The 21665-nt window shown below is 71.5% G+C and carries 15 protein-coding genes and 1 pseudogene; 13 read left to right on the top strand and 3 right to left on the bottom strand.

The window, feature by feature from the left end; genetic code table 11:
- Positions 1–11: 11 nt before the first annotated feature.
- Positions 12–3047, bottom strand: coding sequence for an NB-ARC domain-containing protein (locus tag ACH4FH_RS29790; RefSeq protein WP_398559038.1), 3036 nt, complete (start codon positions 3045–3047; stop codon positions 12–14).
- 328 nt (positions 3048–3375) lie between these two features.
- Positions 3376–4041 (bottom strand): annotated as a pseudogene (locus ACH4FH_RS29785) (BTAD domain-containing putative transcriptional regulator); the annotation flags it as partial.
- A 439-nt stretch (positions 4042–4480) separates the two neighbouring features.
- On the opposite strand from ACH4FH_RS29785, the gene ACH4FH_RS29780 reads away from it, so the two are divergent.
- The 6 genes from ACH4FH_RS29780 (at position 4481) to ACH4FH_RS29755 (ending at position 10304) form a co-directional block, all read left to right on the top strand.
- Complete coding sequence (locus ACH4FH_RS29780; protein ID WP_398559037.1) at positions 4481–5692, top strand: hypothetical protein; 1212 nt, start codon at positions 4481–4483, stop codon at positions 5690–5692.
- A 135-nt stretch (positions 5693–5827) separates the two neighbouring features.
- Positions 5828–7552, top strand: a complete 1725-nt coding sequence (locus ACH4FH_RS29775; protein WP_398559036.1) for a DUF4157 domain-containing protein — start codon at positions 5828–5830, stop codon at positions 7550–7552.
- A gap of 86 nt (positions 7553–7638) precedes the next feature.
- A complete protein-coding gene (locus ACH4FH_RS29770; RefSeq protein ID WP_398559035.1) occupies positions 7639–9216 on the top strand; it encodes a phage tail sheath family protein in 1578 nt (525 codons plus the stop codon).
- A 76-nt stretch (positions 9217–9292) separates the two neighbouring features.
- Positions 9293–9736 (top strand): phage tail protein, encoded by a 444-nt coding sequence (locus tag ACH4FH_RS29765; protein ID WP_018087540.1) that lies wholly within the window; start codon positions 9293–9295, stop codon positions 9734–9736.
- On the top strand, positions 9736–10149 hold the full coding sequence (locus ACH4FH_RS29760; RefSeq protein ID WP_398559034.1) for a hypothetical protein: 414 nt from the start codon (positions 9736–9738) through the stop codon (positions 10147–10149). Before ACH4FH_RS29765 ends, ACH4FH_RS29760 begins: the two co-directional genes overlap by 1 nt.
- Positions 10146–10304: a DUF6760 family protein gene (locus tag ACH4FH_RS29755; RefSeq protein ID WP_362607040.1), complete on the top strand. Its 159-nt coding sequence runs from the start codon at positions 10146–10148 to the stop codon at positions 10302–10304. Before ACH4FH_RS29760 ends, ACH4FH_RS29755 begins: the two co-directional genes overlap by 4 nt.
- A 713-nt stretch (positions 10305–11017) precedes the next feature.
- Here ACH4FH_RS29755 and ACH4FH_RS29750 read toward each other — a convergent pair.
- On the bottom strand, positions 11018–11158 hold the full coding sequence (locus tag ACH4FH_RS29750) for a hypothetical protein (protein WP_398559033.1): 141 nt from the start codon (positions 11156–11158) through the stop codon (positions 11018–11020).
- Positions 11159–13658: 2500 nt separating this feature from the next.
- Between ACH4FH_RS29750 and ACH4FH_RS29745 the strand changes: the two genes are divergently transcribed.
- From ACH4FH_RS29745 to ACH4FH_RS29715, 7 genes are read left to right on the top strand one after another with little or no spacing between them, the layout of a single operon-like run.
- On the top strand, positions 13659–14096 hold the full coding sequence (locus ACH4FH_RS29745; protein ID WP_042160550.1) for a phage tail protein: 438 nt from the start codon (positions 13659–13661) through the stop codon (positions 14094–14096).
- Between the two features lies 1 nt (position 14097).
- The gene (locus tag ACH4FH_RS29740; protein ID WP_398559032.1) at positions 14098–14892 is read left to right on the top strand and encodes a LysM peptidoglycan-binding domain-containing protein; all 795 of its coding nucleotides are present in this window, start codon (positions 14098–14100) and stop codon (positions 14890–14892) included.
- Positions 14893–14908: 16 nt separating this feature from the next.
- Positions 14909–16828 carry a VgrG-related protein gene (locus tag ACH4FH_RS29735; RefSeq protein WP_398559031.1) on the top strand — a complete coding sequence of 640 codons (1920 nt, stop codon included), beginning with the start codon at positions 14909–14911 and terminating at the stop codon, positions 16826–16828.
- 48 nt (positions 16829–16876) lie between these two features.
- Positions 16877–17293, top strand: a complete 417-nt coding sequence (locus ACH4FH_RS29730) for a GPW/gp25 family protein (RefSeq protein ID WP_398559030.1) — start codon at positions 16877–16879, stop codon at positions 17291–17293.
- The gene (locus tag ACH4FH_RS29725) at positions 17293–19302 is read left to right on the top strand and encodes a putative baseplate assembly protein (protein ID WP_398559029.1); all 2010 of its coding nucleotides are present in this window, start codon (positions 17293–17295) and stop codon (positions 19300–19302) included. The genes ACH4FH_RS29730 and ACH4FH_RS29725 overlap by 1 nt, the downstream gene beginning before the upstream one ends.
- Entirely contained in the window at positions 19299–19856 is a 558-nt protein-coding gene (locus tag ACH4FH_RS29720; protein ID WP_398559028.1) for a phage tail protein, read from the top strand. Before ACH4FH_RS29725 ends, ACH4FH_RS29720 begins: the two co-directional genes overlap by 4 nt.
- A gap of 3 nt (positions 19857–19859) precedes the next feature.
- Positions 19860–21161: an NADase-type glycan-binding domain-containing protein gene (locus tag ACH4FH_RS29715; RefSeq protein WP_398559027.1), complete on the top strand. Its 1302-nt coding sequence runs from the start codon at positions 19860–19862 to the stop codon at positions 21159–21161.
- Positions 21162–21665 lie beyond the last annotated feature (504 nt).

The raw sequence follows: 21665 nt of genomic DNA, 5'->3' as shown, positions 1-21665 counted from the left end.
CCCGGCATTCCTCACGGCCCTTCGGAGATCTTCCAGTCCTGCCGCTCGTTGGGCCCGTCCGAGCACTTCCAGGACAACGCGCCCTTGTCGTTCTGCAGATCGGTCAGGCACTCCTCGTTGCGCATGTTGACGATGCGGGTCCGGCCGTCGCCCGCGTCCACCAGCCGCCACTTCTGCTGGGGCGGCAGCTTGCCCGACGTCAGTTGCTCCGGGTCGGCCGCCCAGAGCTGGACCTCGTTGGTGTTCGCCTTCAGCTCGGCAACGCTGCCCAGGGCACTGGCCGGCTCCAGGGCGATCGTGTTGTCCTCGGGGTAGTGGTGGATGATCCACCATTGGTTGCGGCCGAACTGGTCACCCGTCCACTCGGGGTTCTGGCCGATCTGCGTACCGTCGACCTGGTTGCCCCCGTTGGCCTGGAGGTACCAGCCACCGTTGGCGTTGGACCGGATGGTCTGCGCCTTCGGGCCCTCCTCCTCGCCGGTGTCCTCGGGTGACTCCTTCTCGGGCGGGGGCGGGGGCTTCTCGGAGGGCTCCTTGGTCGGCTCCTGAGAGGGCTTCTTGTCCTCCTGCGGGAGTTTGCTCCCGGCCGGGGCCGGCTTCTCCCGCGCGCTCGTGGGCACCTTGGGCACGGCTTTGAACCACAGCGCCACGAACGCCAGCGCCGCCACGACCAGCAGCGAGCACACCGCCATCACCCAGCGCGGCAGCACGGACGGCTGGATGTAGGTGCCGCGCAGGTCGATCGGCTCGGGGACTCCGGCGCGCTGCACGGCGACGGTGAAGGGGTGCTTGTCGGTGCCGCCGATCCAGCTCACCGTTCCGGGACGGATGTTGAGCTGCACGAAGCCGGCGCGGCCCGGCGCGACCTGGACCGATGTCGGCTCCGGCTCGACGGTGAGGGCGTCGCCGTTCTCGCGGCCGGAGAGGGAAACCGTCAGCGGCTGGTTGCCGAGGTTGTCGACGGCGACCGCCGCTTTGGCGCGCCATCGGCCGCGTACGGACAAGGGCACCAGCTCACAGCGGAGTTCGGTGAACGGCCCCACCGTGATCTGTCCCTCGACCACATCGCGGATCTCGGGGTGCTCGGCCGGCTCGACGCGTATCCCGAAGGGCGTCGGACCGGCCACGGCGTCCGACGTCCGCGGGGGCGCGAAGAAGACCTGCGCCGTGCCCTCGGCCCCGGGATACAGCCGCAGTACGTCCGGCTCCACCCGTGTCCAGCCGGCGGCGGCACCGGCCGGCCGCAGCCGGTACTCCTCAACGGTGTCGCCCGTGTTGCGTACCCGCAGCCCTACGCTCGCGACGGAACCGGGGTCGACGGTGATCGCGGCCGGTTCCAGTGAAGTCCACATACTCACCAGGTCAGTCAACCGGCCGTGCCGGGCCCGTGGCAGGGCCGTAAGGGCAGAGCCGGGGGCAGAACCAGATGTCCTTCCGGCTCCTACGACAGTCGGACCTCGTGCTGCTCGGTCGCCTCGACACGCACGGCGTCCCCCGTATTCCGCACGCGCAGCCGGGCGGTTCAGCGGGCGCAGATACGGCATCCGGCCCGGGAACGGAGCCCGGTGCGGATCCGGGATCGGCGGCTCCGCCACGGTGAGTGCCTGCGCGCACGCCGGCGCCGCGCGCTCCCGGCCCATCGCCACGCGTACGAGGACCAGTTCGTGTGCGGCGTCGGTGCTGACCAATGGATCACCGGACGACTTGGCCGGCCGCGAGCTCTCCAGCAGCGCGCGCTCAGCCCGTCCGCGAGGCTCGGTGCTGTGGGACGGAGCCCCGAGAAGGCGCAGGGCGCGCGCCGTGGCCACGTCGTCGCCGTGCAGACGGGCACGGTCCACGGCGCGGTGAACGAGCGGTTCGAGGGTGCGGTGGCGGTCGGTGCCGCTGAGCACATGCGACCACGCGGTGAGGAGATCCACGGCGGAATGAAGCAGACCGGGCGCCGTGTCCAAGGCCCGCTCCACGGCCGCGTACAACCGCGTGTGCGCGAGGTGCAGCCACTCGTGCGCGGCGTTGGCATCGGCGAGCGTACGGCCCGGGGACTCCGGGCGGCGCAGCAGATCGGGCAGGGCACCGTGCGGCCTGATCAGCCGCTCCGCGGTCAGGACGGTGGCCAGCACGTAGTCCGAGAAGCGGCGCTGCGCCTCCTCCCGCTCCCGTGGGCTGTCGCATGCCTCGCCCAGCCGGCGCGCGAAGAGCCCGACGAGTTCGTGATAGCGGTAGCGGTCGTCGCCGTGCAGCTCCACGAGCCCGGCGTCGACCAGCGTCTCGACCGCCGCCTCCGCCTCGTCGTCGGTGGTGTCCAGGAGTGCGGCCGCGGCGCCCCGGCAGAAAGTCGGCATGCCGCACAGGGCGATGGCCCGGAAGGCGTGGGCATGGCCCGGCCCGAGCGCGTCGTAGCCACCCCGGAAGGTCGCCTCCACTCCCAGGTCGCCCACCCGCAGCTCGTCCAGCCGCCGTCGCTCATCGCTCAGCCGGGCCACGAGGTCGGCCATCGTCCGGCCCGGCCGGGACGCCAGGCGGGCGGCGGCGATCCGCACGACGAGCGGCAACCCGCCGCAGGCGGCGATCAGTTCGCGTGCGGCTTCCGGCTCGGCGGCCACCCGCTCCGCCCCCACGATCGCGTCGAGCAGCGCCAGCGCCTCTGCTTCGTCCATCACCTCCACGTCGACGCGGAACGCGGCGGGCAGCGCGAGCGTCCGGGCACGGCTGGTGACCAGCACCGCGCACCCCGGCGCCCCGGGCAGCAGCGGCCGCACCTGTGCACTGTCGCGGGCATTGTCGAGGAGTACGAGGACCTCACGGTCAGCGAGCAGTGAGCGGTACAGGGCGGCCTTCTGCTCCAACCCGTCGGGCACGGCGCTCTCCGCGACGCCGAGGGCGCGCAGGAGATGCGTCAGAACGGCGCTGCTGTCGGCCGGAGCCAGGCCGGTGGCCTGCAGGTCCACATACAGCTGCCCGTCGGGGAAGTGGGCCCGTACGGTGTGCGCGACATGCAGGGCCAGCGCGGTCTTGCCGACCCCGCCGAGCCCACTGAGCGTGGCCACCACCGGTGCCCGTCCGAGGGACGCCCCCCCGCAGCGCCGACGCCAGGCGGGCGACGGCCTCCGCGCGCCCCGAGAAATCGGCGATGTCAGGCGGGAGCTGAGCCGGTACGCGCAGTGGCGGGCCGATACGCGAGGTGCCCCGGGTGGGGTGGGGCCGGCGGGCGCGGCTGTCACCGGTACGGCCACGGTCAGAACGGGCCCGATCACCGGCATGGCCAAAGCCGGATCCCCCGGGCCAACGACCGGGCCCAGGGCGCAGCGACCCCTCGCGCAACTGTGAATGGAGCGCACGGAGTTCGTCGCCCGGCTCGGTGCAGAGTTCGGCGTCGAGGGTACGGCGGGTGGCCGCGTACACCGCGAGTGCCTCCGCCCGGCGTCCCTCGCGGTGCAGGGCCAGCATCAGCAGGGCCTGGGCGCGTTCGCGCAGCGGATGCTCGGTGGCGAAGGCGCGAAGGGCGGCGATCGAGTCGCCCATCGGAGCGCTATGCCGACCCAACTTCACTACGCAGTCGTAGAGTTCCTCCTGAGCGGCGACACACAGTTCGGTGAGCCGGTCGCGCTGCCGCTGGGCGTACGGTCCGGGCAGCCCGGCCAGCGCCACACCCTCCGGGAGCGCCAGCGCACCTCTCAGCTGCTCATACGCGCCCGCGGTGTCGCCCACGCCCCGTAACCGGCGCGCCGCGACCAACCGCTTCTCGAACAGGGTCGAATCCACTGCCTCGCCCGGCACCCGTAGTGCGTAGCCGCCGCCCGACGACACCAGCAGGCGCGCGGGCCGGCGTGCCTCACGGTCCGGCTCCAACAGGCCACGCAGCCGCGAGACGTACGTACGAAGGGTTCCCACCGCCCGCGGCGGCGGCCGCTCCCCCCACAGCGCGTCCACCAACTGCGGTACGGGTACGGGCCGGCCCGCGTGCAGAATCAGCACCGCCAGCAGGGCTCGCTGCTGCGGTGAGCCGAGATTCAGCGGGCGGTCACCCCTCCAGGCGCCCACCGGGCCGAGCACCTGGAACCGTAACCGGTCCCCCCGGTCCGGACCGCTCGCCTCGTCCGCGCCCTCCACCTCCTCCGCGTGGCCGCGCACTGCCTGCTCGCTCCCCTGCCCATGTCGGTCCTGCGACGCCACCCCTTGGGACCAGCACTGGTGTACCAGTCGTACCAAACGGTAACGCAGCGTACGGACACCGATTCATCAGGACCGACGCAAGAACGTCCGTTTTCGGCCCACTATTCGCTCCCCGCCTCCCCCCGCCACCAGGGCTTCTCGTCGGCCCTCGCCGACGCTCACCGGTGTTCGGCAGGGCAACCGCCCTGCCCCTTCGGCCCCCCTTCCGCCTCTGGATGCGCACCCCACTGCGGCCGAAAATCGGCAGCGGGGCCGCTCAGAACGACCGCCGACCGACGAGCCACCGGGCGGCCAGAACGGAGTCATCGTGCACGCACACGAACGGCGGGCCACGAGAGAGGAATCGGCGGCACGCACCGCGACCCGCGGCACCGAGCGCCCCCGCACCCCTGCCTCAGCCCTGCCCACCCATCAGCCGGACGCACTGCGCGCCCTCCAACGGACAGCGGGAAATGCCGCGGTCGCCCGCGCCCTGGCCCCCACGCCGGAGAACGCAAGAGACCCACGGCACGCCCAGCCCATACAGCGGTACGCGGAGGGAGAGGCCGCCCTCGGCTTCGACAAGGTCTCCGCAAGTGGCTGCATCGCCATCCGGGGCCGCTACGAGGCGTACGCCGACGCCGACATGATCACAGCCGCCGCGCGCGGCCTCGACGCCCAGCACCGGGTGGCGATCACTCTGGAGCGCGGGGCAGCGGTGCAGGTCGGTGAGCGCACCCTGTATCGGGTGCTGCCCGTGTACAAGGATGCGGCGAGGGCCGAGGCCGCCGTACGGGCGGCAGGCCGGTCCCCGGAAGGGGCGGGTCACGAGCCCGTCAGCGGGGACAGCGCGGCGCAGCGGGACGACAAACGTGCCGCATATCAGCGGTCCCTGGCCGACCCCCCGGAATTCGGGCAGCTCATCGCCCTCGCCCGGCGCATCACGACGGCGCTCCAGACGCGGACCAAAACGCCGGACCCCGTCATCGACGGTCTGCGGGCCGAAGCCATGAAGCTGGCGGTGGCCACGATGGGCGGTGGCTGGGCCGCCGCGAAGTTCCCCTATCCGGAACGCACCGGCCGGGAGGGGCTGAAGGACCTCGCCGTCCTCATGCCGGGCCTGACCGCCGACTTCCTCGCCGGACTCCCCGCCGTCGAGAACCAGGAAAGCCTGGTGCACGAGCTGCTCATCACGCTCCCCAACGATTGCCAGGGCGCGGCGGCGCAGCTCATCGGCAGGCCGGCGGACGGCGGCCTCAGCGTGCGACGCGACGCACCCGCGGTGGGCGAGAACCACTTCGTCGACCTGACCGGAGCGGCCCCGGACGGCTGGGCGAACCACTTCGCCGCCGTCATCCTGCGCGACGGTCACGACAGCCTCACGTACGAGACGGCCGCCGACCGCACCAGCGCGATTCAGCACGGCAAGTCCCTCGGCTACTTCGCGCTGTACGGCCGGGCCGGGACCGACGAGTCCTTCGACGCGGTCATCCGCGCCCAGAACCTGGCCTACGCGGCACGGACAGCACCCCCCGCGTGACCTAACGGGCAGCGCGCTCTGCCCCCGACGGCGCCCGTTCGTCTCTACAGCCGGGCCCGTCCGTCGGCCAAGGTCGAGAGCGTAGTGCGCAGTAACGACAGCAGTGATCAGCAGTGGTGATGGGGGAGGAACGTCATGCGGGCACAGGACCGGCAGCCCGGCTCGGGGAGCGACCGCTCGGGGGCGACGCGCGCCGCACGCACGACGCCCTCCCCTGCTTCCGACGCAGCCCGCCAGGCAGCGGCCGGCGAGGCGGAGCGCCTGACCCCGGAGGCTGCCGCAGCACTCCAACGGGCCGTGGGCAACACGGCGTTCGCGGCCGCCCTGGCCTCACCGCAGCAGCACCGGCACGGCGCGGGCTGCGGACACACCGCGCCCCCCTCCGTGCAGCGCTCGCCCGTCCAAGAGGTCCTGCGCACGCCCGGCCGTCCACTCAACGAGCCGGTCCGCACCGACATGGAGACCCGCATGGGCGCGGATTTCTCCGACGTACGCGTGCACACCGACACCTCCGCCCATGAATCCGCCGAGTCCGTCAATGCCCATGCGTACACCTCCGGTTCGCACATCGTCTTCCAGCGCGGCCGCTACGACACGTCCTCCGCGGCGGGCCGGCACATGCTCGCTCACGAACTGACCCACGTCATCCAGCAGCGCAGCGGCCCGGTCTCGGGCACGGACCGCGGCGACGGGACGAAGGTGAGCGATCCCTCCGATCGGTTCGAGAGGGAGGCGGAGGCGCATGCGAGCCGGGTGCTTTCCGCAGATGTGCAGCGTACGGCCGGTACCGCGCACGCCCCGGACCACGGCACCGCGGACGGGAATCGTCCCGTGCAGCGAACGTTCAAGATGGCAAACAAGAGCATCGAAGCCGCTGAAGATGTCCTCCCCCTCGACACCCTCTTCGCCAAGGGCAAGGCACGCCATGCCCGGTGGGACGAAGATTTCAAGGCGAAGGTCCGGGACGAAATCATCAAGATGGCGAGCGATGAGCGGGACCTCGGTCGATGGCCGTCGTATGAGGAACTCTTGGATTCCGCCGAAAGGCGTGTCCGAGAGGCAGGGGCGGCCAACCTGCCGCCGGTGGTTCCCACCGCCATCACGACCGGTCCTTCGAATCCGGATCACATGGAAGTGGATCTCTCTCAAACCGAGCAGATCCATCGCCTCGCCGAGGTCCGCCGGCGGCTTTCCTCGCGCGGGACGAAACAAGATCTTGACGGGTTCCGCAACCGCCAGAAGATGGTGAACCCGTTCACGCACAAGCCGACCGGCAACGCCTACTCCATCGGCCATACCGGAAACTTCGTCCTGGGCGGCCCGCAGGAAGGCGAGTACGACGTACTTTTCGAACGCGCCGGGAACAGCACCGGCCTGTCCGACAAGGAACTCGCCAAGCACTTCATCCGGGCCCTGACCGAGCCGGGATATGACTTCGACGGAATGAGCGAGGACGGCCGTAGGTACTGCACGAAGATCGTCGCCATCATCCAGGGCGCCGAATTCCGCCGTGCCGCAGCCAACCCGACCGTGGCGATCGCCGCCTTCAACCAGGTCGTCTCCGGATCGGCCGGAACATTGCACGAGGCCCTCACCAAGTACGCCGTCTTCGCCAAGGCCAAGGGAAACTCCGCTACCGGCGGCTCCAAGGACTCTCAATTCCATCGTGATGCGGATGTGGACCAGGAAGACGGGGACTTCAAGGAGCGAGCGATCAACGAGTACCAGGCACTCGCTCAACTGGTCTCCGCCAACGGATTCGATCCGCACGACGCGGAGGAGTTCTACAAGGGGTGCGACAAGATCGCGGCCACCTCGATGAGTTCCTTCGCCGCCACCTTCGAGTACTCGATGCCCTGATCCTCATCGCCATCGTTTTTCCTCGCCTTCGCACAGCACGAGAAACACCGAACAGATCACTTCACACATCCAGGGAGTAACAGAACATGCCCACCTACCTGTCCCCCGGCGTCTACGTCGAGGAAGTCGCCAGCGGATCGCGGCCCATCGAAGGCGTCGGGACGTCGGTTGCGGCCTTCGTCGGCCTTGCGCCCACCGGCCCGCTCAATGACCCGACGCTGGTGACGAACTGGTCCCAGTACGTGGCCGCCTTCGGTGAGTTCACGGACGGGTACTACCTCGCGCACTCCGTGTACGGATTCTTCAACAACGGCGGAACGGCCGCGTACGTCGTGCGGGTGGGCGGTTCCGGCGAAGGAGAGTCGCAGGCGGCCGTGGCCCCTGAGGCGCCGAAGGCGCTGACAGCCGGGGAGCCGACCGCGCTCGGGACCTTCAAGGTCTCGGCGATCGCGGCCGGTTCCGCAGGCGGCGGGGCGCTCACCGTCGAGGTGCAGGACGTCGAGGGCGAGGGCAGTGCCGACCGGTTCACGCTGCTCGTCAAGGACGGCGACAAGGTCGTCGAGAGTTTCGACGTCAGCGCGAAGAAGAGCGCACGGAACTACGTCGTCGCGCAGGTGAAGCAGCGGTCCAAGGCGATCGCCGTCGAAGAGGCCGTACCGGCGGCGCAGTTGGCGAAGCCGGACGCGCAGAGCGTCACTCTCGCCCCGCCCACCCCGGCGCCCGCCGCACCCGCCGCGAACCGCGCGGGCGAGCGGATCGCCTCCGGCCAGTTCATCGGCGACTCCGCCGACCGCACCGGCTTCGGCGGCCTGGAGGCGCTCGACGAGATCAACATGGTGGCCGTACCCGACCTCATGGCCGCCTACCAGCAGGGCCTGATCGACCTCGAACAGGTCAAGGCCGTCCAGCTGGGCCTGGTGGCCCACTGCGAGCTGATGGGCGACCGGATGGCGGTCCTGGACCCGCCGCCGGCGCTCAACGCACGCGACATCCGCAAGTGGCGTCAGGAGGTCGCGGGCTACGACTCCCGCTACGCCGCGCTCTACTACCCGTGGATCAAGGCCTTCGACCCGGCCACGGGCCAGACCCGCACCGTTCCGCCGTCCGGCCACATGGCCGGTGTGTGGGCCCGTAACGACTCCGAGCGTGGCGTCCACAAGGCCCCGGCCAATGAAATCGTCCGTGGTGCGGTCGACTTGGAGCTGCAGATCACCCGTGGCGAGCAGGATCTGCTCAACCCGGTCGGCGTGAACTGCATCCGGGCCTTCCCCGGACGCGGCATCCGGGTGTGGGGCGCGCGGACCATGGCCTCCGACCCGGCGTGGCGCTACCTGAACGTACGGCGCTACTTCAACTACCTGGAGGAGTCGATTCTCATCGGCACCCAGTGGGTGGTGTTCGAGCCGAACGACGAGGCACTCTGGGCCCGTATCCGGCGCAACATCTCGGCGTTCCTGGTGAATGAGTGGCGCTCGGGCGCATTGTTCGGGCAGCGGCCCGAGGACGCGTTCTATGTGAAGTGTGACGCGGAGACCAACCCTGTCGAGTCCGTCGACCTGGGACGGGTCGTGTGCGAGATCGGTATCGCGCCGGTCAAGCCCGCCGAATTCGTGGTCTTCCGGCTGGCCCAGTTCTCGGGCGGTGGCGGGGAGCTGGAGGAGTAACAGCCGGGCCCAGCGCCCCCTTCCGCTCCCTCTCACCCGTCACCATCTTCTCTTCTCACAACAGGAGTGAACCACCTTGTCCCTTCAGCCCGGTGATGCCCTCACCTCACACAATTTCGGCCTGCAGATCGACGGCGTGATGGTCGAATATCTGCAGGAGGTCAGCGGTCTGACCATGGAGCAGGACGTCATCGAATACCAGCAGGTCTCGGCGGACGGAAAGCCCGTCGTGAAGAAGATGCCCGGCACGAAGAAGGCCGGCGAATGCACCGTGACCCGCGGTATGACGCAGAGCGGCGCGTTCAGTGAGTGGATCAACAAGTCCATCGCGGGCGATATGGGTTCGGCCCGCAAGAACGCCACGATCATGATGATGGACTACCAGAACAACCCCGTGAAGCGCTACAACATGCGCAACGCCTGGTGCAGCAAGGTGGAGACCAGCGGGGTCAAGGCCGGCGACGCCGCCGCGCTGACCGAGCAGGTCACCATCGTCTTCGAAGAGCTGGTCATCGAGTAATGCGGCGCGAAGGCCCGGCGGGGGCGCAACAACAACGCGAGCCATTGCGTACGGAATTCGAGTTCGAGTTGCCGCGCGGATTCGTGGACGAGTCCGGTGCCGTCCACCGAAACGGCGCGATGCGGCTCGCCACGGCACGGGACGAACTGATCCCGCTGCGGGACGTGCGCGTGCGCGAGAACCCGGCGTATCTGTCGGTCGTGCTGCTGGGCCGGGTCATCACCCGGCTCGGGACGCTCGCGTCCGTGCACGACGGGACGGTGGAGAACATGTTCGCCTCCGACCTGGCCTTCCTCCAGGACTTCTATCGGCAGATCAATGCGGAGGGACACACGCGCGCCGCGGTGTCCTGCCCGCACTGCGAGGAGCCCTTCGAAGTGGAGCTGGCCGGGAGCCGCCTGGGGGAATCGTGACGTACGCGACCGGGCGTATCGAGGAGGAAGTCGCCTATCTCGCCTACCACTTCCACTGGGGCGTCGACGACATCCTCGACCTCGAGCACGCCGACCGGCGCGCGTACGTGTCACAGATCGCCGCCCTGGTGGAGCGGGCTGAAGGGAAGCAGTGACTGAGGATGGGGTTGTTCAGGTGGCGTCGAGGGTCTCGGGGTGCGGAGGGTGCGCACCGTGCACACGGGCCTGAGGCCGGGGCGGTTGCGGAAGTTTTTGCCGGGAGCGCGGACGGTGGCGGTGGTGGCGGCTGGTCCGCCATGCCCCCCATCCAGCGAGTCCTGGGGGCGCCCCGCACCGTCGCGGAGGCCGGCTTCGCCGCGTCGTTGAGCGCGCACCGCAATCCCTCCTTCGGAGGGGAGCTGGGGCATGACGTACATGCTTCGGCACCCGGCGGAGTGGTGCGCGATGCGCTGGTGCCCGTCGCGGGCCGCCCCCTCGACCTCGGCCTGCCGGTTCTGCAGCTTCCGGTCGCGGGGCGGATCGATGAGGCGGCGGCCGGGAGCGCCGGGGCGGCCTCCGGGTTCGCTGCCGTGCAGGGGGCGAACGCCGGGCGAGGCGCGGGCGCTGGGTTCGCTGCCCTGCCGGGGGCTGACGTGGGACGAGGTGCGGGTGCCGGTCAGGGCGTCGGGGTGCGTTCCGTGCCTCAGGCCGGGGTCGGCCGGGAGACGCGTGCGAGGTCCCGGGATGGGGCACGCACGGAGGCCCCAGGGGCGGCGCGTAAAGGGACCCGGGGCGAGGCAGGTACGGAGACCCGGGGTGCGGCCGCCGTTCAGCGCGCGGCGTCGTCGAGCGCGCCGCGTATCCCGACAGCTGCCCCAGGCACTCCTCGTCAATCGGCTTCGGGGAGCGAGATGCCTTCCGCGACTCCTCTGAACGACGCGCCGAACGCAGCATCGGTCATGCCGCCGAGCATGCCGCCGACCGCCTCGGCGGGCGGGCCGTTGGCCTCGGCGGGCGGGCCATCCGTCACACCGTCCCTCACTCCTTCCGCCACTCCCTCTGTCATGCCGTCTGTCATGCCGTCGCGCGCCCTGCGGAGTGAGCGGCCCGGGTCGGCTATGGCCGAGCCGGCGTCCGGGGGCCTTGGCGGGGCCGGAGGGGGCGACGCGATCGTGCCTGGTCGCGAGGTCGCGCCGGGAGCCACGGCCGTATCCGGTGGCAAGAACGTGCCCGGCGGCAAGGTCATGCCCAGTGGCGGAGGTGAGGCCGCTCGCTCCGCGTCGCGTGCGGGGAGGTCTGCTGCCCTCCCCCCAGCAATTCCCGTAGCCATGCCCGTACGGAAGGCCGTCGGCGCACGGTCCCCGCTCACCTCGGCGGGCAAGGTCGCGATGCCGCCTCGCCGGCTGCGGACAGCCACCGCGCCGGGTACGGGGAGCACCGGCACCGCCCCCTCCCCCGCCGACACACCCTTGCAACGCACCGAAGCACCAGCACCAGCACCAGCACCAGCACCAGCACCAGCACCAAAGCCCACCACAGAAGGGGCGACAGCGCCCCCTCCGTTTCCCCCCTCACTCCCCACCCCTGCCGCCGAACCGGCGAGCGAGGGTGCGGCAGCGGCCCCCGCCGCTGTACGACGCGACATCCCCCAACGGGTCGTACAGCGGCGGGCGGTTGGCCCACACCGACCGGCCACCCCGAACGAGCGCGGCGCGACAGAGGCCGCCCGGAGCGCGGACGCGGCACCCGCCGCCGGCCCGGCGCCGAGCGGTGACACGACCCCGTCGACCCGGGACACAGCATCAAGCGTGAGCCCGCCCCCGAGCCCGCGACCGGTCTCGTACACGTCCTCGCCCGAGATCACGCCCCCACGCACGAACGCCGAACCCGGCGAGCACGCGGCCCCGAGCCCGGCCGCGAGTAGCGACGACCTGGCAGGCAACCCGGTCCAGCGCGCAGTGGGCCAAGCCGCCCACCCGCCAGCGCGGCGCCCGGCAGGAACCAGTCGTCAGCGCTTGGGATTTGGCGCTCCGCTGCCCCCGAGCGCGGGCACCACTAACCCGGTCCGGAACGCGCCGGTTCGCGCCGACGGCCGGCCCGTGCAGCCTCCGGCCGACGACGGCCTTACGCGGGGACCCGGACAGCCCTCGCAGCCCTCACAGCCCGCACCGCCCGCACAGCCCTCGGTCCAACGGAAGCCACTGATCGGCGCCCCCGTCGACTCCACAGCGATCCCTCGCCAGGATGCTGCACCGACGCCGACAGCCATATCGGAACCTACGCGGACACCGAGGCAGGCAACGACCCAAACACCGACCCCGGCCCCCGCCCCGGCTCTGGCTCCGCCCCCGGTCCCGGCCCCGGCCCCGGGCCAGGCTCCTGCAGCACCGAGCCCGGTACAGCGTGCCGCGGGTCCCACCGAACACCCCATCCCCATAATCCCGTTGGGGACAACACACACGTCGGAGGGCCGTACGCCGGAGGGCCGTACGCCGGAGGGCCGTACGCCGGAGGGCCGTACGCCGGAGAGTCAGACGTCGCAGAGTCAGACGTCCGCATCCAGCGCCTCGGAACCCCACCCCCGGGCATCCCGAAAGACGCCGACGACCCGAGTGCTGACGACCGGCGCCCCCGCTCCTCTCACCGTTCCCCTCGCCGTCCGCCGAGCACCGCTCGCTTCGACGCGTGCGCTGGACCCCGTCGCCCGGCAACGGACCACCGGGCAAAGGGCGGAGTCCGCCGGCCCCGAGGCGGTGCAGCGATCAAGCGTGCAGCCCGCAGCCGCCATCCCCCTGCGCCCCGTGGCGAGCACGGCAGGCACGGCAGGCACGGCAGGCACGGCAGGCACGGCAGGCACAACGGGACCGACTCCCGCACGAGCGGGTGTCCCAGCCGTCCCCCTACGGAAACCGGCATCGGCTCAGGCACGGGCATACTCGTCAGCACAGGTACACGCACAGGCACAGGCACAGGCTTCGACACGGCCACCGAGCCAGTCTCTCCCTCCGTCTCGTACCGTCCGAACCGCACCGGGCGCACCCACCGCACCGACCGCCGCCGCCGGAATGCCCATGGTGCAGCGTGCGCCAACCGCTCCCGGCATGCCCGTGGTGCAGCGCGCGCGAACCGCTCCCGATGCCCCGGCTACGGCGCCAACTCCGCCCCCGCAGTCCCTCGCACCGGCCGCCACTCCCAGACGGCCGCCGTCAGCCACATCGCCCGGCCCCACACCACAAGGAGCCCCCCGGCCGATCCAGCGTGCCCCCAGCTCCTCCACAGCCGCCCCCACACCACCGACACCCGCACAGCCCACCCCGGCTGCCGCGGCTGCCCCCACCACCCCAACCGACCCGGCCGCCCTGGACGCTCTCGCCCACCGGCTGATAGCCCCTCTCTCCCGTCTGCTCCGCGCCGAGTTGCGTAGCGACCGGGAGCGCATCGGCCGACTACGCGATCACGGCCGCTGACCCGCGCCCTCCCGCAACCCAACCCCGCCCCACTCCACCACTCCACCCGAAAGACCAGCCACCATGCCCCAGGCCCAGGATCCCGGCTCCACCGTCTTCTTCAAGCTGACCATCGACGGCCAGGACCTCGGCCTCTTCAACGGCTGCGACGGACTGGCCTCCGAGGTGGAGGTGGAGCAGCGCCAGGAGGGCGGCAACAACGGCTTCGTCTGGCAATTGCCCACCCGCGTGACGTTCTCCACGATCCGTCTCACCCGCCCCCTCACCGCCGACACCTCCCGTGTGGCCGCCTGGATTTCGTCCCTGGCCACCGGCATCAGCCGGCCCACCGCCCAGATCGCCGCCCTCCGCGCAGACGGCTCGGTCGTCGCGCAGTGGGGGCTGGTGGAGGTGCTGCCCGTGCGCTGGCAGGGGCCGAGTCTGGACCCGGCCAGTCCGGGCGTGGCGACCGAGACGCTGGAGATCGCGCACCACGGATTCACCGACGCGGGAGGTGCCTGAGGTGGCCGCACCGGCCGGCGGGAAGGCGGGCGCGAGCCTCGTACGGGCCGCTCTCGCCATCCACCAGCCCCCCACCGACCTCGGCGGCTCCATCGGCGGCCGCATCGGTGAGGTGGAGTTCCAGTTCAATCCGACCCAGTTGCAACTGGGTCGGGAGGCGGAGTGGCACACCCAGGCCGCAGTCGCCTATATGCGAGGTGCCCCACCCAAGTTCACCGGCACCCGGCCCGCCACGCTCCAGCTGGAGGTGTTCCTGGACGCCTCCGGCACCCCGAATTCCGGGAAGGTGCAGAAGCAGGTCGAACTGCTGCTGTCCTGCTGCGAGGTGACGGCGCAGAGCGTCAATTCCAAGCGGCCCTCGCCGCCTTGGGTCCGGTTCTCCTGGGGGTCGTTCAACACGGTTCAGTTCGTGGCGTACGTGACGAACGTCAGCGCCACCTACACCCTCTTCAACCCCACCGGCGAGCCGATCCGCGCCACCTGCACGCTGTCCCTCACCGAGGTGGCCATGCCCACCAAGGGGCAGAACCCCACCTCCGGCGCACTCTCCGCACGCCGTATCCACCGCACGGTCGCGGGTGACTCGCTCGCCTCGCTGGCCTGGCGGGAGTACGGGGACGCGACCCGCTGGCGGCTGATCGCGGAGGCGAACGAGATCGACGATCCGATGCGGCTCCGGCCGGGCACGGAGCTGCTGCTGCCCGCCGCCGACGAAGGCCCTCCCGAAGGCCGGCCCCGAAGCCGTCCCGAGCACAGTCCCACCGGCCACCCCACAACCCACGAGGCCGCCCGATGACCAGCGAGAACATGCGATGAGTGAGAAGACGTACACCAGCGTCCTGCACGCCGAGATCGGCGGCACGCCGCTGCCCGACAAGCTCGCCGCCCTCCTCACCGCAGGCTGGGTGGACGCGAGCGTCAATGTGCCGTCCGCCTTCCAGCTCACCTTCAGTGACACGGGTTCGGACATCCTCAAGACCTTCCCGCAGATCAAGGTCGGCGCGAAGGCGGTGCTGTCGCCCTTCACGGACGGGCAGCGCGGCACGCCCATGCTGACCGGCGAGGTCACCGCTCTCGAAGTGGACGCGGACGCGAGCGGCAAGTCGCTGGTCGTACGCGGATACGACCCGGGGCACCGGCTACTGCGCAATCGACGGGTCGCGGGCTACCCCAACATGACCGCGAGTGACATCGTGCGCCGTCTCGCCGGCCTCAACAAGCTCGCCCTCGGCAAGGTGGAGGCCACCCGCACCGTCTACGAGCTGGCCACCCAGCCCAATATCACCGACTGGGACTTCCTGGCCCGCCTCGCCCAGGAGAACGACGTCCATCTCTCCTTCGACCCGAAGGGCAAGCTGCAGTTCGGCAAGCTCGCCCCGGCCTCGTCCGCGCCCGCCGACACCACACCGGCCGCGCAGAGCCCGTACGTCCTGGAGTTCGGCCACAACGCGCTGCACAGCCGAATCGCCGTCACCGCCGCCGGGCAGGTCGACAAGGCGGGCGCGCGGGGCTGGGACATGCGGGCAAAGCGGGCTCTGTCCGCACAGTCCTCCGCCGCGGCGAGCAAGGACATCGTCGCCGACATCGCACCCGCGGCGCTCAGCAAACCCTTCGGGGCGGCCGAACTGACCGCCACGGACACGCCGTTCACCACTCAGGCCCAGGTCACCCATGCCGCCCGGGCGCTCGCGGACGACGTGGCGGGCTCCTTCGCGGAGCTGGAGGTGGCGGTCACCGGGAATCCGCAGCTGAAGCCGGGCCAACCCGTCGCGCTGAAGGGCGCCGGTTTCCCCTTCGAAGGGAAGTACACCGCGACCGGCGTCCGCCATGTCTTCGAGTCCGGGCGGCAGTTCACCACGTGGCTGACCGTGTCGGGGCGGCAGTTCCGGTCGCTGTACGGGCTGGCTTCCGGTGGCGCGGACGCGGCGCCGCCGATGCCGGGCGTCGCCATGGCGCTGGTCAGCAACGGCAAGGACCCGCTGAGGATGGGCCGGGTCAAGCTGCGTTTCCCGTGGCTCTCGGACACCTACGAGAGCGACTGGTGCCGGATCGCGCAGCTGGGCGGCGTACGGGGCGGCGGTCTGATGCTGCCGGAGGTGGGCGACGAGGTGCTTGTCGCCTTCGACCGGGGCTCGCTGGAGCATCCCTACGTCCTGGCCGGGCTGTACAACGGCAAGGACAAGCCGACTCCCGACCCGGACGGGCTGCCCGCGGTGGATCCGACAAGCGGCCGGGTCAACTGGCGCTCCATCGCCTCGCGCAGCGGCCACACCGTCGAGCTGGTGGACGCCAAGTCCCGGATGAAGAGCGGCATCAGGCTGCAGACCGGCAACGGCCGTCTCACCGTCCACATGGATGAGACGCGGACCAGCGTGACCATTCGCAGCGACGGCTCCGTCTCCATCACCGGGACCCGCAACGTCAGCATCAAGGCGGGCGGCAACCTGTCGCTGACCGCGGGCGGCTCACTGACGATGAGCGCCGGCGGGGCGGTCGACATCAAGGCGGGCGCGAAGTTCGGAGTCGTGGCCGGCGCCGCGGCGGACATCAACGCGACCGGCGCCGTCAGCCTCAAGTCGGCCGGCGCGGTTGCCGTCAACTCGGTCGGCGCGGTCTCCGTCAGCGCGGTCGGCGCGGTAGCCGTCAACGCGGGCGCCGCGGCAGCCATCAGCTCGCCCGCCACGGTCACGCTGAACGCACCGGCCGTCCTGCGCAACGGCATTCCTTTCTAAGGGGCTTGAGGAAGTTGAGGGACATGCATCTCAAGGGGGTCACCGGACGTGAGTGAGCAGTTCGTCGGCGCGGGCTGGACGTTTCCGCTGCGCATCGACGCCGGCGGCGGCATCGCGCTGGCCCGCAGGGAGCGCGAGGTCGAGGAGTCGATCCGGCTTGTCCTCGCGACCGCGCCCGGCGAGCGCCCGATGCGGCCGGAGTTCGGCTGCGCCGTCCACGACATGGTCTTCGCACCGGTCAACGAGGCGACGGCCGGGCGCATCCGCTACGAGGTGCGGTCCTCGCTCGACCGCTGGGAGCCGCGTATCGAGGTCCAGGACGTCGAGGTCAGCCCGGCGCCCGACGATCCGTCCGTGCTGTTCATCGACGTGCGCTACAGCGTGCGCGGCACCAACAACCCGCGCAGCCTCGTCTTCCCCTTCTATGTCATCCCGTCCACGGAGAGCCCGGAGAGCGAAGCCTGATGGCCCTGCCCGCACCCCATCTCGACGACCGTCGCTTTCAGCAGTTCGTCGACGACGCCAAACGCTATATCCAGCAGCGCTGCCCCGAGTGGACCGATCACAATGTCTCGGACCCGGGAGTGACCCTCATCGAGGCCGTCGCGCACATGGCCGACCAGATCGTCTACCGGCTCAACCGTGTGCCGGAGAAGAACCATCTGGCCTTCCTCGACCTGCTGGGCGTCACCCTGTTCCCGCCCTCCGCCGCCCGCGCCGACGTCACCTTCTGGCTCTCCGCCCCACAGGCCGAGCCGGTCGTGCTGCCCGCCGGGACGGAGGTGGCCACCGGCCGGACCGAGACCGAGGAGGCAGTTGCCTTCGCCACCGAGGACGATCTGACCGTCGTGCCCTGCGAACTGTCGGACGTACTGCGGCAGGAGGCGGGGACCACTCCCGAGGACTGCGGTCAGGATGTCTTCGGCGGCCGCGATGTGGCCGTCTTCGCGACCGCCCCGCAGCCGGGCGACACCCTCCTGTTCGGGCTGTCGGCGGCGGTGCCGCGGTGCGTGGCCGTCCTGCGGCTGGACAGCCGGGTGGACGGCGTCGGCGTCGACCCGCGCCAGCCGCCGCTGCGCTGGGAGGCATGGACCGCCGACGGATGGACGGAGTGCGAGGTCGAGGAGGACTCCACCGGTGGCCTCAACCGGCCCGGCGAGGTCGTGCTGCACATCCCGGCCGGGCACACCGTCTCCCGAGTCGGCAGGACGGATGCCGCGTGGCTGCGCTGCCGCGTCATCGAGGCCGCGCCCGGCCAGCCGTTCTACAGCGCCTCACCGACCGTACGGTCTGCCTCCGCGTTCACCATCGGGGGCACGACGAAGGTCGCGCACGCCGACGTGGTGCGGGACGAACAGCTCGGCGAGTCCGCGGGCGTGCCCGGCCAGCGCCTGCGCCTGGCGCACGCACCCGTCGTCGCCGACCGCCCGCCGCTGCGGCTGGAGGTCTCGGACGGCGACGGCTGGCAGGAGTGGCAGGTCGTCCCCGACTTCGCGGCCTCCGGCCCGCACGACCGGCACATCACACTGGAGGAAGCGACCGGCGAGATCGCATTCGGCCCTTCGGTGCGCCAACCGGACGGTTCTGTAGGGCAGTTCGGGGCCGTACCGGTCAAGGGATCGGTGATACGGGCCGCGCACTACCGCACCGGCGGCGGGAGGTCGGGCAATGTGGCGCGCGGCGCTATCCAGGTGCTGCGCAGCTCGATCCCGTACGTGGCGCGTGTGGAGAACCGCGAGGCGGCGCGCGGCGGGGTCGATGGCGAGACGGTACAGGAGGCCAAGGTCCGCGCGCCGATCGCGCTGCGCGCTCAGGAACGGGCCGTGACTGCCCGCGACTACGAGGAGCTGGCGCGGCGTGCGGCCCCCGAGGCCGCCCGCATCGCCTGCCTCGCGGTCGATCCCGCCGAGCGCTCGACGGGCGCCGCGAGCCCCTTGAGCGCGTCGGCCACCGACCCCGGCCAAACCGGCGAGAACGCCGTCCGGGTCCTGGTCGTCCCCCAGGCCGTCCCCGACCGCGGCGGCCGGCTCCGCTTCGAACAGCTGGTGCCCGGGGAAGAACTTCTGAGCCGTGTCACGCAGTTCCTCGACGAGCGCCGCCCCCTGGGCACCCGCCTCGCGGTCGGCCCGCCCTTCTACCAAGGCGTCACGGTCGTCGCGACGCTGCACTCCTTCCGGGCGGCGCGGGCCGACCGCGTACGGGCCGAGGCCCTGGACGCGCTCCACACCTACCTCGATCCGCTGACCGGCGGAGCCTTCGGCGACGGCTGGCCCTTCGGCCGCCCGCTGCGCTCCGGCGAGATCTTCGCCGCCCTGCAGCGCGTACCCGGCGTGGAGCTCGTCGACGAGGTCCTCCTGCACCCCGCGGACCCGCTCACCGGTCGCCGCGGCGACGCCACCGACCGCATCGAACTCGCCCCGTCCGCCCTCCTGTTCCCCTTCGACCACCGCGTCCGCGTGATCGAGGCCCGATGAGAGGCACACCCGCGGGGATGCCCTCCCCGCACCCGCTGGGCGGGCAACTCCCCGCCGTCTACGCCGACGACGACTTCGCCCAGCGCTTCGTCGAGGGCCTCGATGTCGTACTCGCCCCCCTCTTCAACGTCCTGGACTGCCTGGAGAGCTACTTCACGCCCGCCCTCGCGCCGGAGGACTTCGTCGACTGGCTGACCACGTGGGTCGGCACCGAACTCGACGGCACGGAACCGCTGGCCACCCGCCGTCGCGCCGTGGCCACAGCCGTCTCGCTGCACCGCGTACGAGGCACCCGGCGTGGCCTGTCGGAGTCCGTGCATCTGGCCTTCGGAGTACGCCCGGAGATCACCGAGAGCGGCGGCGCGACCTGGTCCGCCCGCCCCCTGGGCCCCTTCCCTGGCGCGTCGCGCCCCGGCCTGCGGGTGACGTTGCGGGTCCGCGACCCCTCCGCCACCGACCCCCACCGTCTGCACGCCGTCGTCGCGGCGGCCCGCCCCGCGCACCTCCCCTTCACGGCCGAGGTGGCCCCCCTGCTCTCCCCTGAAGGGATCTGACCCATGCCCACAGACCACGCCACCTGCCCCGACTGCGGCACCCCCACCCCTCAGACAGGCCAGTCCTTCTGCGACTCCTGCGGTGCCTTCCTGCGCTGGGACCGGCCGGCGCCGCAGTCGCCCACGTCGGGTCCGGAGCGTCCGGCCCCTGGGGCGCATCCGACTCCCCCGGCCCCGGCCGCAAACGTCCCGGAATCCGCTCCCGGCCCTGGTGCCCCGGGCCACCCTGGACCGTCCGGCGCCCCCACGCCCGCAACGGGCCCCACCGCTCCCACCGCTGCTCCCGCTCCCGCCACTGGCGATGGCAGCCACTCGGCCGCCGACGCGCAGCAGGGCGCGGACGCAGACCCGACCGTCCCGCTCCCGTCCACCGCCGCGAACGACGCGGGCGCGGGCCGGTCCCAGTCCGGCCCTGCCGGTCCGGACGCCCCGGCCGCCCCCCGTCCGGCCGGCGGAGGGGGCGTCTCCGACACCGGCATCCGCGCCCTCCTGGTCCCCGTACCGGGCGCCTCCCCCACCCCGCCTCCCGAGGCACCCGGCAGTGTGCTGCCGGGCCGTCCCGATGCCCCCCGGCCCCGGGTCCGCACCCCGCAGGCGGCCCCCGAGCCCGAGCACGGCGCACCGTGCCCGAGCTGTGGCGCGCTCAACGCGCCACGCCGGCACTTCTGCCGGAGCTGCGCCAACCCCCTCGCCGACACCGCGCGAGAGGCCGCCGAAGGCCCGTACGCAGGGCAGCGGCCGCGGCTGCAACGCGACCGCACCCGGTGGATCACCCGGGCCGTGGTGGCGACGGCGATCGCAGCCGCAGTGGTCGGGGGAATCTTCGGGGGGCCGCCGGCCGCGCGGGCCATACAGGATCACTTCGCCAAGCGCGTCCCCGTACCCCCCGCCACCTGGAAGGCATCGCACTCCGACCCCAAGCAGGACATGAAGCTGGCATTCGACGGCTACTCCAACACCTGGTGGGGCACGGGCTATTCAGGCAACTCGGACGGCCAGTACCTGGAGGCCGGATTCGGCCAGCCCACCGACCTGCTCAACGTTCTGATCACCTCCGGATCCTCCGCACGCACCCCGCAGGCCACCGACCCGGCCCGTCCGCGCGAGTTCGACCTGATCGTGACCGACTCCGCGGGCAAGCAGTACCTCTCGCACCGTCGGATCAATGACGGCGGGGTGCAGAAGATCGATGTGGCTGTACGGGAGGCGATGACCGTACGGGTGGTGCTGCACTCCGCGTACGGCGCCACGGATAAAAAGCAAGTGGCCATCGCCGAGCTGGAGTTCTTCGGCCGGTCGACGTGAAAGCCGACAGGGGCAGGGGGGCTGGGGCAGGGGCTGGGGCAGGGCAGCAAAACACCGGTCCGGGTTGACCGGCCCGCCCCAACGCCATCGACGGCCGCGAGCTGAGCTGCATGGGACCTGGCCTGCCCGCTCAGCGCTCCGTCCTGGCCGCTGAGGAGCCCGCCTTCATCGAAAATCCTGTGCGAGGCAGCCAGGTGATCATCAACTTCCGCCGGTAGGCGAAGGGTGTCCCGCCGGCTCGGCGCCGGCGGGACACCACCTTTCCGGGGCCTCCGCTACACGGCCAGTTCACCCTGTCCGGCGGCGATGCCCGGCCCGCACCGTGGCGGGGCCTTACGTTTTACGTACGAGCGCGTGCGCCGGCGCCACAGCCTCTCCCGGAAGCACGATCCACCGCGTGGCACCGCTCTGACGCCGCGATGGCACCGATGAGCCAAGGTGGCACCCCCCGGCGCCAGACCTGCCCACCGCCGGAGACACCAGGGGCGGGAGCGGCGCCACTTC

It is taken from the genome of Streptomyces sp. NPDC017993 (assembly GCF_044328065.1).
Taxonomy (GTDB): Bacteria; Actinomycetota; Actinomycetes; order Streptomycetales; family Streptomycetaceae; genus Streptomyces.
Note: the sequence above shows the minus strand (reverse complement) of the source record. Positions and strands in the feature narration are given on the sequence as shown.

Excerpts from the sequence above, each read along its gene's own strand:
- ACH4FH_RS29775 (WP_398559036.1), top strand. The coding sequence starts at position 5,828 with ATGCGGGCACAGGACCGGCAGCCCGGCTCGGGGAGCGACCGCTCGGGG.
- ACH4FH_RS29770 (WP_398559035.1), top strand. The coding sequence starts at position 7,639 with ATGCCCACCTACCTGTCCCCCGGCGTCTACGTCGAGGAAGTCGCCAGC.
- ACH4FH_RS29760 (WP_398559034.1), top strand. The coding sequence starts at position 9,736 with ATGCGGCGCGAAGGCCCGGCGGGGGCGCAACAACAACGCGAGCCATTG.
- ACH4FH_RS29745 (WP_042160550.1), top strand. The coding sequence starts at position 13,659 with ATGCCCCAGGCCCAGGATCCCGGCTCCACCGTCTTCTTCAAGCTGACC.
- ACH4FH_RS29735 (WP_398559031.1), top strand. The coding sequence starts at position 14,909 with ATGAGTGAGAAGACGTACACCAGCGTCCTGCACGCCGAGATCGGCGGC.
- ACH4FH_RS29725 (WP_398559029.1), top strand. The coding sequence starts at position 17,293 with ATGGCCCTGCCCGCACCCCATCTCGACGACCGTCGCTTTCAGCAGTTC.
- ACH4FH_RS29720 (WP_398559028.1), top strand. The coding sequence starts at position 19,299 with ATGAGAGGCACACCCGCGGGGATGCCCTCCCCGCACCCGCTGGGCGGG.
- ACH4FH_RS29715 (WP_398559027.1), top strand. The coding sequence starts at position 19,860 with ATGCCCACAGACCACGCCACCTGCCCCGACTGCGGCACCCCCACCCCT.